We start from the raw sequence: 14127 nt of genomic DNA on the forward strand, positions 1-14127 counted from the left end.
AGCTCGGAGCCGCTGGCGCTGCGCGCGCGCGTCGGCGCCACGCGGGCCCAAGCGGCCAGCGTGCACAGAAATCGTGCGCTCAGGGTTTGCATGGGGGCATGATAGCCGTTTGACACTCGAAAGGCCAGCCAAGGCCCGCTAAGATGGTGCCCACGCGCCCAAAGTACCTTTCGCGAGTACTTTTGTGCGCATTTTTTTGCCGCCGGGCCGCCCCAAGGCAAAAAAAGCTTCCTCAGAACGGATTTACGATCTCAAGGAAGCCATGGGCCTCGCGAAGCGGGGAAGTGTGGGGGCCATTTTTTTACTTGCATCCAATGTCCGCTCCTCCATCTTCCGGCAACGCACAGTCTGCCGACACCTCCGGGCAAGAGTCCTCCACACGCGTCCCGCTCAAGATTGAAGACTGGCTCACGGTCCTCATCATGGGCGCGTTGGCGCTGATCACCTTCGCCAATGTGCTGGTGCGCTATTTCACCGACGCCTCCTTTGCCTGGACCGAAGAAGTCTCGGTGTTCCTGATGATCGTGCTCGCCATGGTGGCGGGCTCGGCCGCCGTGGCGCGCAACCGGCATATCCGCATCGAATACTTCGCCGATTCAGGCCCTCTTAGCCGCCAGCGCGCGCTGGCCAAGTTCGGCGCGGCCATGGTGGCGCTGCTGTTCGGGCTGATCGCGGTGCTTTCGGTGCGCCTGGTCTGGGACGATATCCAGTACGGAGAAACCTCGCCCGGTATCGGTGTGCCTCAGTGGTGGTATTCGATCTGGCTCCCGATCATCTCGGTGGCCATCACCTTGCGGGCCATCGGGCTGATGCGGCGCGGCGGCGTGCCGGCGGCCGATGACCCGGCCCTGCCCACCTCTGCCGAAGTGAAGGCTGAGGAGCACGCGCCATGATCGCCACGCTGCTTTTCGCTGTCTTCATCGGCATGATGCTGCTGGGCGTGCCCATCGGCGCGGCGCTCGGGTTGGCCGGCGCGGCGGCGATCGCCCTGGCCAACAGCGATGTCCAGTGGTTCGGCCTGCTGGCAGTGCCTCAGAACTTCTATGCCGGCCTGGGCAAGTACCCGCTGCTGGCCATTCCGATGTTCGTGCTGGTGGGTTCGATCTTTGATCGCTCCGGCGTGGCGCTGCGGCTGGTGAATTTCGCCATTGCCATCGTCGGGCGCGGGCCGGGCATGCTGCCGCTGGTGGCCATTGCCGTGGCGATGTTTCTGGGCGGCATTTCAGGTTCCGGCCCGGCCAACGCCGCAGCGGTGGGCGCAGTGATGATCGCGGCTATGAACCGCGCAGGCTATCCGGCCAGTTACTCGGCCAGCGTGGTGGGCGCGGCGGCGGCGACCGACATCCTGATCCCGCCTTCAGTGGCGTTCATCGTCTATTCGGTACTGGTGCCGGGCGCCTCCGTGCCCGCGCTCTTTGCGGCCGGCATGATCCCCGGTGTGCTGGCGGGCGTGGCCTTGGTCGTGCCTGCGGTCTGGCTCGCGCGCAAGCACCGCATGGGCGCCCTGGAAGCCACCTTGCCTCGCCCGCCTTTCTGGAAAAGCTTTCGCGAAGCCATCTGGGGGCTTGCAGCGCCTGTGCTGATTCTGGGCGGCATGCGCGCAGGCTGGTTCACCCCCACCGAGGCGGCGGTGGTGGCGGTGTTCTACGGCCTGTTCGTGGGCATGGTGATCCACCGCACCATGACCGTGCGCGACCTGTTCCCGATCCTGAAGGAATCAGGCGAGCTTTCAGCGGTGATCCTGCTGGTGGTGTCCCTGGCCGGCATCTTCGCTTATTCGCTGTCCACGCTGGGCGTGATTGACCCAATCACCAAAGCCATCGTGAACTCGGGCCTGGGTGAATATGGCGTGCTCACGCTGCTGATCGTCATGTTGATCACCATTGGCATGTTCCTCGACGGCGTTTCGATTTTCCTGATTTTCGTGCCGCTCCTGTGGCCCATCGTGCAGCACTACAACTGGGACCCAGTGTGGTTCGGTGTACTGCTGACGCTGAAGGTGGCGCTGGGCCAGTTCACGCCGCCGCTGGCCGTGAACCTGATGGTGTCGTGCCGCATCGCCAATGTGCGCATGGAAGAAACCGTGCGCTGGGTCGGCCCCATGCTGCTGGCCATGGGGCTGGTGATGGTGGCCGTCATCATCTGGCCCCAATTGGCGCTCTGGCTGCCGCATGTGCTTGGGTATTGAAATTCCCCCTGAGTCGCTTACGCGCCTTCCCCCTAAGGGGGGACGCACCCAGCGGCCTGGCAAAGCCAGCTCCGCGGGGGCCTTGGCATGGCCTGCTCCGCGGCCCTTTCGAGTTTTTGAGTTTCATGCGGCGGGGTAACGTGCTACGCCGTGGAAAATTGATATGTTGTTTTTAAAGAGGAGACTGAAACTATGATCAAACTTCGACGCACCCTGCTCGCCCTGGCCGCCACGGCCACTGCCATGACCGGGCTCACCTTCTCCGCGCCTGCCGCGGCGCAGAACTACAAGAGCGAATACAAGATGTCGCTCGTCTTGGGCACGGCTTTTCCGTGGGGCAAGGGCGGTGAGCTCTGGGCCAACAAGGTCCGGGAGAAAACCGGCGGCCGCATCAACATCAAGCTGTACCCCGGCGTATCGCTGATCCAGGGCGACCAGACGCGTGAGTTTTCCGCGCTGCGCCAGGGCGTGATCGACATGGCCATCGGCTCTACCATCAACTGGTCGCCGCAAGTCAGGCAGCTCAACCTGTTCTCGCTGCCCTTCCTGGCGCCCGATTACGCCGCCGTTGATGCGATGACGCAAGGCGAGGTCGGCAAGCGCATGTTCGAGATCATCGACAAGGCGGGCGTGCTGCCCCTGGCCTGGGGCGAAAACGGCTACCGGGAGATCAGCAACTCCAAGCATGCCATCAAGACACCGGCCGACCTGAAGGGCCTGAAGATCCGCGTCGTCGGTTCACCGCTGTTCCTGGAAACCTTCACCGCACTGGGCGCCAACCCCACGCAGATGAGCTGGGCCGACGCACAGCCCGCGCTGGCCAGCGGCGCCGTGGACGGTCAGGAAAATCCCATGAGCATCTTCACTGCCTCCAAGCTGCAAACGGTGGGGCAGAAATACCTGACCATGTGGGGTTATGTGGCTGATCCGCTGATCTTCGTGGTGAACAAGGAAGTGTGGAACTCCTGGACTCCGGCCGATCGTGAAGCCGTGCGCCAGGCTGCACTCGAAGCCGGCAAGGAACAGATCGCCCTGGCCCGCAAGGGCATGGTGGAGCCCGGGCAGCCGCTGCTCAAGGAGGTCGAGGCCACGGGCGTGACCGTGACGCACCTCTCCCCTGCCGAGCGCGAAGCCTTCGTGAAAGCCACGCGGCCCATCTACACGAAATGGAAAGGGCAGATCGGTGCCGATCTGGTGAACACCGCTGAGAAGGCGATTGCGGAGCGCAAGAAGTAAGCAACGAAGCCGTCACGCACCCTATATCCGTTCACGCTGGCCCACCCCTTTTTCCATTTCGGCTCAAGCCGAAATCCAGCAATTCGCGGGCCGAGCGAAGCGATGGCCCGAGCAGGGCTCCCGCCCCTCTGGACGTGCCGAGGAGCGCAGCGCATGGGGCGGGCAGGAGCACTGCAAGATGCTCCTGCTTCGTGCTCTAGCTTGCCGGCGTTGTTCGAGCGGCGTGAACGAAGTGAACATAGCGAGTTCGACGGCACCGCCTCATGCGTGAGCACCGCAGGTTGCCCGGAGCGTAGCGGAGGGACACGGCAAGTGGGGTCGCCTTTCTTCTGCCTACTCTTCTTTGGCGACGCAAAGAAGAGTAGGTGCACCGCCGGGGGCAATCCCGGCCTCCGACCTCAGATCAAACTGCAGGAGGTCATTAGGAAGCAGAAGGCCGTTCAGATCAACCGGCAGTGAAAGCCCCCATCCCAGCCTTCCCCGGAAGGGGAAGGAGTAAGACCGCTAAGCGCAGCGCGGCGCAGCCTATTGACACCCGCGTCACCGCAACACGAACCGAAACGCCGCCCCCACACCGGCTTGCGGCATCAATCGGATCGTGCTCTGGTGCAACTGCAGAATACGGTGAACGATCATGAGGCCGAAACCGCCTGAGTGCGAGCCCTGCGCCGCCGCATAGCCGGTAAAGGCAGGGCGTTCGAACAGATGCTCCCGCATCGCCTTGGAAACGCCCGGGCCGGTATCTCGTACGGTCACCTCGATGCCGCCCTTCGCATGCGGCTGCAGCTCCACCATGATCTCGCCGCCTTCCGGGGCGGCACGTACCGCGTTGTCGATCAGATTCACCAGCACACGCTCCATCATCGCCAGATCGGCCGTGATCGGTGGCAGCTCGGGCGCGATGTCAGCCACCAGGCGCTGCCGCTTGGCCTCTGCCGCCAACTCGAACTTCTGGAACACGTCCTGCAGGAGATCGGTGAGAAAAAACCGCTCCATCTCCGGCTTGACCACCCCATACTCCAGCCGCGCAAGCTCGAACATCTCCTGCGCCAGACGGCCGACCTTGCGGCTTTGCTCCAGCGCAATGTCGAGATAGCGGCGCCGTTCGTCGGGCTCGAGCGCATCGGCCTTCATGCGCAAGGTTTCCAGATAACCGTGCAGAGAGGTCAGCGGCGTGCGCAGGTCATGCGAGAGGTTGGCAAAAAGCTCGCGCCGTTGTTGGTCCTGCTGACGAAGCGCCTGCCACTGCTCGTCGGTGCGCTGCGCAAGCTGCTCGAAACTCTGGCTGAGCAGCGCGATCTCCCCGCCGCTGCGCGCCGCGCGCTTCATCAACGGCCTGGCCTGCGGCAGCCAGGACATGCCATGCGCCTCCAGGCCCCGCACAGCCTCCGCGAGTGTGCGCAAGGGGCGTGTAATGAGGCGGAACGCCGTGAGCCCCGCGACCAGGCTGAGCAGCGCCACCAGTGCCATGGACCACAGCGCGGCACTGACCGTGTTGCTTGTGCTCAAGCGCGCGGCCAGAGATTCGCGGCTTTCGCCTTGCAAAATCACATACACGTAGCCCATATCGCGCGCGCCCATCTTCAGCGGGGCTGCACTGAAGACTTTTCGGCCTTCCGGGTTGCGTGGATCATCTCCAAGCACAGGAAGCGCGCCACCGGCCATGAGTTGGCGTATCGGTGCCAAATCCACCTGCGTGCGTTTGACCGCGCCCTCCGGCGCCGAATAGGACTGGATGCGACCGCTCGCATCGAGCAGGTAGACCTCCACGCTCGGATTCACCGCCATGAGCTTGTCGAACAAGCCATGCACCGCGGCAGGGTTGAAGCCTCGCGGCTCCATGAGCTCCGGATAACCGGCGATCTGAGGGGCCAGATCCAGCGAAAGGCGCTGAACCACCTCCCGCTCGTGGCGTTCGGCACCGCGCATCTGCAGCACCATGGAAGCGGCGCAACAGGCCAGCAGCAGCACCACGAACACGGCCGACAGGCGCTGAGAAAGCGAAAGGCGCTGCATCATGGCCCGGAACCCTCCGCGAACTTGTAGCCGCGTCCCCAGACGGTGAGGATGCGCTTGGGATCGGCCGGATTCTTCTCGATCTTCGTGCGCAGCCGGTTGATGTGGGTGTTCACCGTATGCTCATAGCCGTCGTGCTGGTAGCCCCAGACCTGATTGAGCAGATCGAGCCGTGAAAACACCTTGCCGGGTTGGCGGGCAAAAAAATACAGCAGATCGAACTCGCGCGGCGTGAGCTCCAGGCGCTGTCCGTCGACCTGGGCGTCGCGTGCGATCGGGTCGATACTGAGCCCGCCGAGTGCGAGCACACCGGCATCGAGCCTGGCATTGCGCGCCAGTGCTTCGCTGCGCCGCAACAGCGCGCGTACCCGGGCCACCAGCTCCATGACCGAAAACGGCTTGGCCAGATAGTCGTCGGCGCCCAGCTCCAGCCCCAGGATGCGGTGCACTTCGCTCGAGCGGGCACTTGTGATGATGATGGGGACATAGTAGGTCATGGCACGGGCGCGCCGGCAGATCTCCAGGCCGTCCACGCCCGGAAGCATCAGATCGAGCACCAGCGCATGCCAGCCTCCGCGCTCAACGGCGGCCAGCCCCTCGCGCCCATCGGCCACATGTTCCACCTCGTACCCCTCATCGCTCAAGTGCATGCGCAGCAGCTCGGCGATGTGGTGATCGTCTTCGACGATCAGGATGCGCTTGGGTGAGTCCATGGGCGCATTCTCCCGCAGGAACACGCGCCAAAGTATCACGATTTATTGAACTGTTGGTGAGGACTCCGGGACCAGGGGCACTCAACAATGCGCCCATGTCTCGCACCACCTCATCACCACCCGCCCCTCAGGCGCTTCAGCCTGGGTGGCTGCGCATCACCCACTGGCTCAACGCCGTGGCCGTGCTGGTCATGGTGATGAGCGGCTGGCGCATCTACAACGCGTCGCCTCTTTTCGATTTCACTTTTCCTGCCGGGATCACCCTCGGCGGCTGGCTCGGGGGCGCGCTGCAATGGCATTTTGCCGGCATGTGGCTGTTCGTGCTCAACGGGCTGGTCTACCTGGCTCTCAATCTGTCCACGGGCCGATTCGCGAGAAAGCTGTTCCCCGTGACGGCCCGAGGGGTGTTGCGCGACGCCTGGCTCGCCTTGACAGCGCGCTTGTCGCACGCGGACCTGAGCCGCTACAACCAGGTTCAGCGGCTGAGCTACCTGCTGGTGATTGCAGATCTCATCCTGCTGGTGCTGAGCGGCCTGGTGATCTGGAAATCCGTGCAGTTTCCGCTGCTGCGCGAGCTCATGGGCGGCTACGAGATGGCAAGGCATATTCATTTCTACAGCATGGCCGCGATGGCCGCCTTCGTGGCTGTGCATCTGGTCATGGTGGCGCTCGTACCTCGCTCCCTGCTCACGATGCTGTCCGGCAAGCCCACATGGCACCGCGCGGACAAGGAGGCCTTGCCGTGAAATTCTCTCTCTGGCACCGCGCCAACGCGGAAACCGTGGTGGCCGAAGCGCGCAAGCAGCTCCTCAAGCAAATCCCGTCAACATCCCGCCGCCAGTTTCTCTCGCACGGGTTGACCCTGGGCGGGCTCGGCTTGCTCAGCGGCTGCAGCATCGACGACAACGCCTCGGCCGAGGCCGCACTCAGCCGTATTTCCCGCCTCAACGACCGGGTGCAAGGCTGGCTGTTCGACCCCACCCGCCTGGCGCCGACCTACCCCGACTCGATGATCACACGGCCCTTCCCGTTCAATGCTTTCTACAGCGAAGACAAGGCGCCGCAAGTCAACGGTGACACCTTCCGCCTGGAAGTTTCCGGCCTCGTCGCCGACAAGCACCGTTGGCAGTTGCATGAGCTGCGTGCACTGCCTCAACACTCGCAAGTCACGCGCCATATCTGCGTGGAAGGCTGGAGCGCCATCGGCAAGTGGGGTGGTCCGCGCTTTGCCGATTTTCTACGTGCCGTGGGAGCCGATCTAAGCGCCCGCTACGTGGGTTTCCAATGCGCCGACGACTACTACACCAGCATCGACATGGCCACCGCCCTGCACCCGCAGACGCTGCTCGCGCTCGATTGGGACGGACAGCCGCTGCCGGCGAAATACGGCTTTCCGATGAAGCTGCGGATGCCCACCAAGCTGGGCTACAAGAACCCCAAGCACATCCAGGCCATCTTCGTGAGCAACACCTTCAACCGTGGCTACTGGGAAGACCAGGGCTACAACTGGTTCGGCGGAAGCTGACAAGGGTGCGCTCACGCCAGGTTCTCCCTGCGGCGCAGGCCGCCTTTTTCTTCAACCACCACCCAAGGACTCGACATCATGAAAAACGCACTCACCACCGCCTTCGCCCTGTGCCTGACCCTGGGCACCGCCTCGGCTTTCGCGGCCGACTCCATGGCCAAGGACGCCATGTCGAAGGCTCCCATGGGCATGGAGAAATCTTCCATGAGCAAGGAAGCCATGCACAAGGACGGCATGGGCAAGAGCATGGAGAAAGGAATGGAGAAGGGAATGGACAAGGGCGCCATGGCCAAGAGCGGTCAACCCGCGATGGATCACATGGGCAAGGATGCGATGGGCCAGAGCAGCATGTCCAAGGATGCCATGTCGAAGGGCAGCATGAGCAAGTGAGGCTGCAGCCTGGGATCGCCAAGCTCCAGCTTGGCCGGCGGCGTGCGAAAGTGGCGCTGCTGCCAAGCTGGAGCTTGGCGGTCCCAGCGAGACAGCGCGAACAGGAAGGCGCCGGCTCGCGCCTTCCTGTTCTTCTCCGGTTACTCCTGGGTCACGGTATAGCGGATATCCGCCGGCGCGCCCGCGGTCAGATCGCCCGGTTTGACATTGCGGAAGGCGTTTTCCGCATCCGCCCCTGCCTTGGCCGCCGCGGTGACCATGGTCAGGAACGCAGCTTGGTCCACGCCGGCCTGAGGATTGAGCGCCACCCGGTAACTGCCATCGGATGCAATGCTGTTGACGGAGTTACCGCCCGTGAGAGTGGACACGGTGTAAGCCCCGGCGGGCAGACCCTGCTTCTGCAGCGCCATCATGGAGCGGGCCGCGGCATGCAGGGCGCTGGTGCGGCCATAGTTGCTGCTGCTATGGCCCCCTGGCCCCTGGAACTCGACCAGAACGGACTGCGAATACGCCAGGCCGCCACTCAGGCTGCCGAAAAGAAACAAAGCGGTAGAGATGGTTTTCTTCATGGTGTGACCTCTTGTCTCGTATTCAATTCAGTTCACGGGTGCGGACACCGATGGGCCCCACCGAAGGCTGGATCACGGTACCGTCGGACAGGTTGTAGCCTGCGGTGATGAGCACCGCGGTCATCGCACGCTGGATACGCAGGTTCTGGCGCTTGGGATCTCCGCGGGTGCCCCACTCCCAGAAGGCATGGGTGCCGCCACCCGCCACATTGGATGCCAAGCCCCAGTTGTAAGTCGGAACCCCCGTGTTGGCCGGCACGTTGTCATTCAGGCTGCTGGAGCCCGTGGGCACCTTTGAATCCTTGTGGACGTCCACGCCCACCGTCATCCCCGCCTGCCAGCCGGCCTGCAGCGCAATGTTGGCTTTGTCGCCATTCACGAATGCCGGCCGCAGCCCATACCAGACCAGGTCCATCGTGACCGCATCGCTGGCGTTCTCCTGTTTGCCATAGCGCGCGTTTTCCGCCGCCAGGCCTGCCTGGAACAGGGGTTGGATGCTGTCCCTGACTTCATTGAGCGTGTCGGTGCGCTCGGAACGCATATCCACCAGCAACGTGCAGCTCGGGATCACCGTACTGCCCGGTGCGGGTTCTTCGCAGAACGCCTGGCCAACGGTATAGGTGGTCTTCAGTGCATCGGGGCGCTGCTCGGAGGGCGTCTTGACGTCCGCGATCTGCGCAATGGCCGACGCCATGGCTTCCACCGCGCTCGGCCCACCGTCGCCTGGGTTGGCCGGTGCCTTGTACTTCATCTCGAAGCGATGGCTGCCGGTGAAGTTGATCGCGCCTCCCCCTCGTTGCCGAAGTTCGCCACGAAGTTCAGCGGGTTCGATCCCGTGCCCAGGTTCTGGTCAAAGCCATAGAGCTGCTTCATGCCCGCGAGGTTGCCTTTGCCTTCCTCGCCCGCAGTGCCGCAGATCCAGACGTCATACACCGGCTTGATGTTGTGTTTCTTGAACATGCGCGCGAGGGTGAAAAGGGCCGATGTGTTGCCCATCGCGTCTGTATAGCCCGGCACGTAGATGCGCGCGGCGCCCCCTGTCTTGGCCGCATCCTGGCTCGCGAACCAGCGGCTGGCCCATTCATAGTTGGCGTCTTCGATGATGCGCCCTGAGGCATCGAACGACAGCTCACTGGAAATCGCGTTCAATTGGGAAGGCGCGGTGACCACCGGATCATTGAATGGCTGCAGTTTGATGGGTTGGAACGGATTGCTGTCGGGGGGCAACACCTCTGGGTTCACCACATCGATGTGCGACTCCACCAGCACCTTGGGATATTGGCCCTTGTACGACTGAGCATCGGGAGAGCTGGAATAGGTGCCCTTGATTTCCACGCAGGCGTTGTAGACCGGCAGACCGTCGACCAGTTGGACGTCGGTTCCCGGCAGGTTGCCGTCCGCGGAAGTCTTGATCTCCCCGCGGGAAAATCCCCATTCATCGGCCATGCGGCGGTGCACCTCCCCGGCCATCCGATATTCATAGCGCGAGGGCGATGCGATGCGCACCAGCTCCATATGCTGATCGAAACTGACCTTCGCCGTGGCATCCGTATTCAGTTCGGAGACGATGTCCAGGATGGTTTTGTCAGCATTCAGCTTTTTCGAAGCCTCGGCAATCGCGGGATCGATTTCGGGCACGCCGTTCACGATGGCCGTGGGGGCGGGAAGCGGAGTGGATCCTCCACCCGAATCGTCGTCGGAGCCGCCGCAGGCTGTCAGGAGCAGCGCAGTCGAAACCGAATAGAAAACAGGCAAACTTGCGCGGGAATTTCTACGTTTCATCGAATATCTCCTTTAATTTTTAATATGCAGAAAAAACATCAATCAAACAGCATCAAAAACCGGAACCAATGCCCCCTTTCGAAAAAACAAACAAATACCTTCATCGCCAAATAATAAAATCAAGATAATTAATAAATAAATATTAATTCATCTTATATCGAAATTTGCGGGAAGTATGTAAACAAGGGTGACTATCTCCAGCCGAGCAGGAGCGCGACGGGCGCACGTCTTTTCCTCCCGCATCCTCTGGCGGAATGAAAAGGAATCCTGGAGAGAGGGGGGCTCTGTCAGAAAAAGAGCGCGCTATCCCACCGGCCGCGTTCAACCGCGCGACGCACGTGTTCCCTGGGACCGTAGGGTGTAATGGGGCCTGGTCCGCGGCCTACCATCTGGAAAAAAGTCTTGCCCCCTCTCCCGCACGCGGAAAAGGGGGCCGTTAAGAGTATCAGTGCTGCAGGATCTTGCCGAGGAAGTCCTTGGTGCGCGGCTGACGGTTCTCGGGGTGGTTGAAGAACTCGTCCTTGGAGCAGTCTTCCAGGATATTGCCGCCGACGTCGATGAAAATCACGCGGCTGGCCACCTTGCGGGCAAAGCCCATTTCGTGCGTAACGACCATCATGGTCATGCCCTCGTGGGCCAGGCCCACCATGACATCGAGCACCTCGCCCACCATTTCCGGATCGAGCGCGGAGGTGGGCTCATCGAACAGCATCACCACCGGATCCATCGACAGCGCGCGGGCAATGGCCACGCGCTGCTGCTGGCCGCCGGAGAGCTGGCCTGGGAATTTGTCCTTGTGCGCCATGAGGCCCACACGGTCCAGCATCTTGAGGCCACGGGTCTTGGCTTCATCGGGCTTGCGGCCCAGCACCTTGATCTGCGCCAGGGTCAGGTTCTCGGTCACGGAAAGGTGCGGAAACAGCTCGAAATGCTGGAACACCATGCCCACCTTGCTGCGCAGTTTGGGCAGGTCGGTCTTGGGCGCTGAAAGCGAGGTGCCGTTGACGATGATTTCGCCCTTCTGGTAGGGCTCCAGGGCGTTCACAGTCTTGATGAGGGTCGACTTGCCGGAGCCGGAAGGACCGCACACCACCACGACGTCGCCCTTGTTGATGTCGACGCTGCAGTTGTTAAGCACCTGCACAGGGCCATACCACTTGGAAACGTTCTTGATTTGGATCATGGGGTCGGACATGGCGAACTCCTTAACGAATGATGGCGATCTTCTTGTGGATCCGCTTGACCACGTAGGACAAGCTGAAACAGATCACGAAATAGACGACGGCGGCCAGCAGATAGGCTTCTTCGGGCCGGCCGAAATTCTTGCCGGCCGTCTCGAACCCTTTGAGCAGGTCGTAGGCGGTAATGATGTACACCAGCGAGGTATCCTGAAACAGGATGATGGTCTGCGTCAGCAGCACCGGCAGCATGTTGCGGAAAGCCTGCGGCAAGATCACCAGCTTCATGTTCTGGCCGTAGGTCATGCCCATAGCCTGCCCTGCGAAGACCTGGCCACGGGGGATCGACTGGATACCCGCGCGCATGATCTCGCTGAAATAGGCCGCCTCGAAGGCGATGAAGGTGATGATGGCCGAATACTCCGCGCCGATGGGCCGGTCGATGATCATCGGCACCAGCAGGAAAAACCACAGCAGCACCATCAAGAGCGGAATGCTGCGCATGCCATTGACGTAGATAGCCGCTGGCACCTCCAGCCACTTCTTGCCCGACAGGCGCATCAGCGCCAGCAGCGTGCCAAAGAATATGCCACCCAGCGTGGCCACCGCGGTAAGGAAGACGCTGAAATACAGGCCCTTCAGGATGAAGTCGTTGATCAGCGACCAGCTATAGAACGAAAAATCGAGGTTCAGCATGTCAGTGGCCTCCTCCAGTACCGGCGGATACGAAACCAGGCACGCGCATCTTCTTCTCGATGAAGGCCATCACACGGTTGATGATCAATGCCGAGATGATATAGAGCACGGTCACGCCGATGTAGATCTCGATCGGACGGGAGGTCTCCTCGCCGCCCTGCAGCGCAAACTGCGTCAGCTCCGAGATCGACACCGCGAAAGCCACGGAGGAGTTCTTGAAGATGTTCATCGACTCGCTCGTGAGCGGCGGCAGGATGATGCGGTAGGCCATGGGCAGCAGCACGTAGCGGTAGTACTGCGGCGTGGTGAAACCCATGGCCATGCCTGCGTAGCGCTGGCCGCGCGGCAACGCCTGAATGCCCGAGCGCAACTGCTCGGCCACCCGCGCCGAGGTGAACAGGCCCAGCGCGCACACTACCAGCACAAAGGGCGGCACGTCCCTCATGGCTGGAATCACCTTGGGCACGACAAAGTACCACAGGAACACCTGCACCAGAAGCGGCACGTTGCGGAACAATTCCACCCATGCGTTGCCAAAACGCACCCAGCCGGGCCGATCGGGCAAGGTGCGCAAGGTACCAATGATCGACCCGACCACCAATGCCACCAGCAAGGATGTCAACGAGACCGCCACGGTCCAGCCCCAAGCGCCCAGCATCCATTGAAGATAGGTTTGGTCGGGACCACGCGCGAAGCATGTGTTGACCACTTCGTTGGTCAAGGTGTCCTGACAAAACACCGAGAAATCCAGAGCCATCCGACCCTCCTTCGCTTCCATCAAAAAGAACCCCGCCCCACCTACATATTACCTATGTACGGGGGCGGGGTTCGTTCTGTCACCCCTTGGTACGGCCAGCCATTATTTGGTGGCGTAGTCTTCCATGGGCTTGTTGTTCAAGTTGGCCCAGGCTTCCTTGGTGCTCTCGGAAGCGGGCATGTTCAGGCTCACGTTGTTGGGCGGAATGGGTTGCATGAACCACTTGTCGTAGAGCTTGGCCAGAGAGCCATCCTTGACCTGGCGCGCAATGCTGTCGTCGATAGCTTTTTGCAGCTTGGCGTCGCCCTTGGGCAGCATGCAGGCGATCGGCTCGACCGACAGTGCCTCGCCGACCATCTTGTAGTCTTTCGGGCTCTTGGAACGGGATGCATTGGCCGCCAGGATGGAGCCATCCATCACGAACGCATCGGCACGGCCGGATTCGAGCAGCAGGAAGCTGTCGGCGTGGTCCTTACCCATGACTTCCTTGAAGTCGATGCCTTCGGCGCGCTTGTTCTTCCGCAGCGTTTGCACGGAAGTCGTGCCGGTGGTCGTGGCCACGGTCTTGCCCTTGAGATCAGGGATGCCGTTGATGCCCGAGTTCGCCTTGGTCAGGATGCGCACTTCCTCGACGTAGGTGGTGTAGGCGAAATCCACGTCTTTCTGGCGGGCCTTGTTGTTGGTCGTGGAGCCGCACTCGAAATCGATCGTGCCGTTCTGGATCAGCGGAATGCGGTTCTGCGAGGTGATGACCTGGTAGTTGATCTTCAGCGGTTTGCCGAGGCTCTTGCTCAGGTCGTCGATGATGCGCTCGGCCATTTCGGTGTGAAAGCCGACATATTTGCCATTGCCGATCGTGAATGCCAGGCCGGAAGAGTCACGCACGCCCAGGTTGACCGCGCCGCGTTCCTTGATCTTGGCCAGGGTGTCGGTTGCTTGTGCCATGGCGCCACCAGCGGCCAGCGACAGCGCGACCAGGGCGAGAAGATGCTTTTTCATGCAATCTGTCCTTTGTTTCAAAAGGGTTTAAGAAATGGCCTAAGCCTTCATAATGCCATTCTACGAACAGGGCGCCAC

15 protein-coding genes are annotated in these 14127 nt (G+C 61.8%); 6 read left to right on the forward strand and 9 right to left on the reverse strand.

Going from position 1 to position 14127, the window contains the following annotated elements:
* Nucleotides 1–314: 314 nt before the first annotated feature.
* From WJU18_RS26505 to WJU18_RS26515, 3 genes are all read left to right on the forward strand, one after another.
* Nucleotides 315–893 (forward strand): TRAP transporter small permease, encoded by a 579-nt coding sequence (locus tag WJU18_RS26505; RefSeq protein WP_423456923.1) that lies wholly within the window; start codon nucleotides 315–317, stop codon nucleotides 891–893.
* Nucleotides 890–2188, forward strand: coding sequence for a TRAP transporter large permease (locus tag WJU18_RS26510; protein WP_423456925.1), 1299 nt, complete (start codon nucleotides 890–892; stop codon nucleotides 2186–2188). Before WJU18_RS26505 ends, WJU18_RS26510 begins: the two co-directional genes overlap by 4 nt.
* A 243-nt stretch (nucleotides 2189–2431) precedes the next feature.
* On the forward strand, nucleotides 2432–3424 hold the full coding sequence (locus tag WJU18_RS26515) for a DctP family TRAP transporter solute-binding subunit (protein WP_423461101.1): 993 nt from the start codon (nucleotides 2432–2434) through the stop codon (nucleotides 3422–3424).
* A 540-nt stretch (nucleotides 3425–3964) separates the two neighbouring features.
* Here the strand turns inward: WJU18_RS26515 and WJU18_RS26520 are convergent.
* Complete coding sequence (locus WJU18_RS26520; RefSeq protein WP_423456926.1) at nucleotides 3965–5443, reverse strand: sensor histidine kinase; 1479 nt, start codon at nucleotides 5441–5443, stop codon at nucleotides 3965–3967.
* Entirely contained in the window at nucleotides 5440–6153 is a 714-nt protein-coding gene (locus tag WJU18_RS26525) for a response regulator transcription factor (protein WP_423456927.1), read from the reverse strand. Before WJU18_RS26525 ends, WJU18_RS26520 begins: the two co-directional genes overlap by 4 nt.
* Nucleotides 6154–6248: 95 nt before the next feature.
* Between WJU18_RS26525 and WJU18_RS26530 the strand changes: the two genes are divergently transcribed.
* The 3 genes from WJU18_RS26530 to WJU18_RS26540 all read left to right on the forward strand — a co-directional run bounded on the left by WJU18_RS26530 (nucleotide 6249) and on the right by WJU18_RS26540 (nucleotide 8068).
* Nucleotides 6249–6899 (forward strand): cytochrome b/b6 domain-containing protein, encoded by a 651-nt coding sequence (locus WJU18_RS26530; protein WP_423456929.1) that lies wholly within the window; start codon nucleotides 6249–6251, stop codon nucleotides 6897–6899.
* Entirely contained in the window at nucleotides 6866–7678 is an 813-nt protein-coding gene (locus WJU18_RS26535; RefSeq protein ID WP_423456930.1) for a molybdopterin-dependent oxidoreductase, read from the forward strand. Before WJU18_RS26530 ends, WJU18_RS26535 begins: the two co-directional genes overlap by 34 nt.
* 78 nt (nucleotides 7679–7756) lie before the next feature.
* Nucleotides 7757–8068: a hypothetical protein gene (locus WJU18_RS26540; RefSeq protein WP_423456931.1), complete on the forward strand. Its 312-nt coding sequence runs from the start codon at nucleotides 7757–7759 to the stop codon at nucleotides 8066–8068.
* 140 nt (nucleotides 8069–8208) lie between these two features.
* Here WJU18_RS26540 and WJU18_RS26545 read toward each other — a convergent pair whose 3' ends face one another.
* The 7 genes from WJU18_RS26545 to WJU18_RS26575 form a co-directional block, all read right to left on the reverse strand.
* Complete coding sequence (locus WJU18_RS26545) at nucleotides 8209–8637, reverse strand: peptidase dimerization domain-containing protein (protein WP_423456932.1); 429 nt, start codon at nucleotides 8635–8637, stop codon at nucleotides 8209–8211.
* 22 nt (nucleotides 8638–8659) lie between these two features.
* Complete coding sequence (locus WJU18_RS26550) at nucleotides 8660–9388, reverse strand: hypothetical protein (RefSeq protein WP_423456934.1); 729 nt, start codon at nucleotides 9386–9388, stop codon at nucleotides 8660–8662.
* Entirely contained in the window at nucleotides 9385–10419 is a 1035-nt protein-coding gene (locus WJU18_RS26555) for a hypothetical protein (RefSeq protein WP_423456935.1), read from the reverse strand. Before WJU18_RS26555 ends, WJU18_RS26550 begins: the two co-directional genes overlap by 4 nt.
* A 445-nt stretch (nucleotides 10420–10864) precedes the next feature.
* Complete coding sequence (locus tag WJU18_RS26560) at nucleotides 10865–11602, reverse strand: amino acid ABC transporter ATP-binding protein (protein ID WP_423461102.1); 738 nt, start codon at nucleotides 11600–11602, stop codon at nucleotides 10865–10867.
* 22 nt (nucleotides 11603–11624) lie between these two features.
* On the reverse strand, nucleotides 11625–12293 hold the full coding sequence (locus WJU18_RS26565; RefSeq protein ID WP_423456937.1) for an amino acid ABC transporter permease: 669 nt from the start codon (nucleotides 12291–12293) through the stop codon (nucleotides 11625–11627).
* Between the two features lies 1 nt (nucleotide 12294).
* Nucleotides 12295–13050, reverse strand: a complete 756-nt coding sequence (locus tag WJU18_RS26570; protein WP_423456939.1) for an amino acid ABC transporter permease — start codon at nucleotides 13048–13050, stop codon at nucleotides 12295–12297.
* Between the two features lie 102 nt (nucleotides 13051–13152).
* Nucleotides 13153–14049, reverse strand: a complete 897-nt coding sequence (locus WJU18_RS26575) for an amino acid ABC transporter substrate-binding protein (protein WP_423456941.1) — start codon at nucleotides 14047–14049, stop codon at nucleotides 13153–13155.
* Nucleotides 14050–14127: the final 78 nt, after the last annotated feature.

This window comes from Ottowia sp. VDI28, from assembly GCF_049532675.1.
Classification (GTDB): Bacteria; Pseudomonadota; Gammaproteobacteria; order Burkholderiales; family Burkholderiaceae_C; genus Ottowia.

What these genes read in the sequence shown, in the direction of transcription:
- WJU18_RS26505 (WP_423456923.1), top strand. Translation starts at nt 315, where the DNA reads ATGTCCGCTCCTCCATCTTCCGGCAACGCACAGTCTGCCGACACCTCC.
- WJU18_RS26510 (WP_423456925.1), top strand. Translation starts at nt 890, where the DNA reads ATGATCGCCACGCTGCTTTTCGCTGTCTTCATCGGCATGATGCTGCTG.
- WJU18_RS26515 (WP_423461101.1), top strand. Translation starts at nt 2,432, where the DNA reads ATGACCGGGCTCACCTTCTCCGCGCCTGCCGCGGCGCAGAACTACAAG.
- WJU18_RS26520 (WP_423456926.1), bottom strand. Translation starts at nt 5,443, where the DNA reads ATGATGCAGCGCCTTTCGCTTTCTCAGCGCCTGTCGGCCGTGTTCGTG.
- WJU18_RS26525 (WP_423456927.1), bottom strand. Translation starts at nt 6,153, where the DNA reads ATGGACTCACCCAAGCGCATCCTGATCGTCGAAGACGATCACCACATC.
- WJU18_RS26530 (WP_423456929.1), top strand. Translation starts at nt 6,249, where the DNA reads ATGTCTCGCACCACCTCATCACCACCCGCCCCTCAGGCGCTTCAGCCT.
- WJU18_RS26535 (WP_423456930.1), top strand. Translation starts at nt 6,866, where the DNA reads ATGGCACCGCGCGGACAAGGAGGCCTTGCCGTGAAATTCTCTCTCTGG.
- WJU18_RS26540 (WP_423456931.1), top strand. Translation starts at nt 7,757, where the DNA reads ATGAAAAACGCACTCACCACCGCCTTCGCCCTGTGCCTGACCCTGGGC.
- WJU18_RS26545 (WP_423456932.1), bottom strand. Translation starts at nt 8,637, where the DNA reads ATGAAGAAAACCATCTCTACCGCTTTGTTTCTTTTCGGCAGCCTGAGT.
- WJU18_RS26550 (WP_423456934.1), bottom strand. Translation starts at nt 9,388, where the DNA reads ATGAAGTACAAGGCACCGGCCAACCCAGGCGACGGTGGGCCGAGCGCG.
- WJU18_RS26555 (WP_423456935.1), bottom strand. Translation starts at nt 10,419, where the DNA reads ATGAAACGTAGAAATTCCCGCGCAAGTTTGCCTGTTTTCTATTCGGTT.
- WJU18_RS26560 (WP_423461102.1), bottom strand. Translation starts at nt 11,602, where the DNA reads ATGATCCAAATCAAGAACGTTTCCAAGTGGTATGGCCCTGTGCAGGTG.
- WJU18_RS26565 (WP_423456937.1), bottom strand. Translation starts at nt 12,293, where the DNA reads ATGCTGAACCTCGATTTTTCGTTCTATAGCTGGTCGCTGATCAACGAC.
- WJU18_RS26570 (WP_423456939.1), bottom strand. Translation starts at nt 13,050, where the DNA reads ATGGCTCTGGATTTCTCGGTGTTTTGTCAGGACACCTTGACCAACGAA.
- WJU18_RS26575 (WP_423456941.1), bottom strand. Translation starts at nt 14,049, where the DNA reads ATGAAAAAGCATCTTCTCGCCCTGGTCGCGCTGTCGCTGGCCGCTGGT.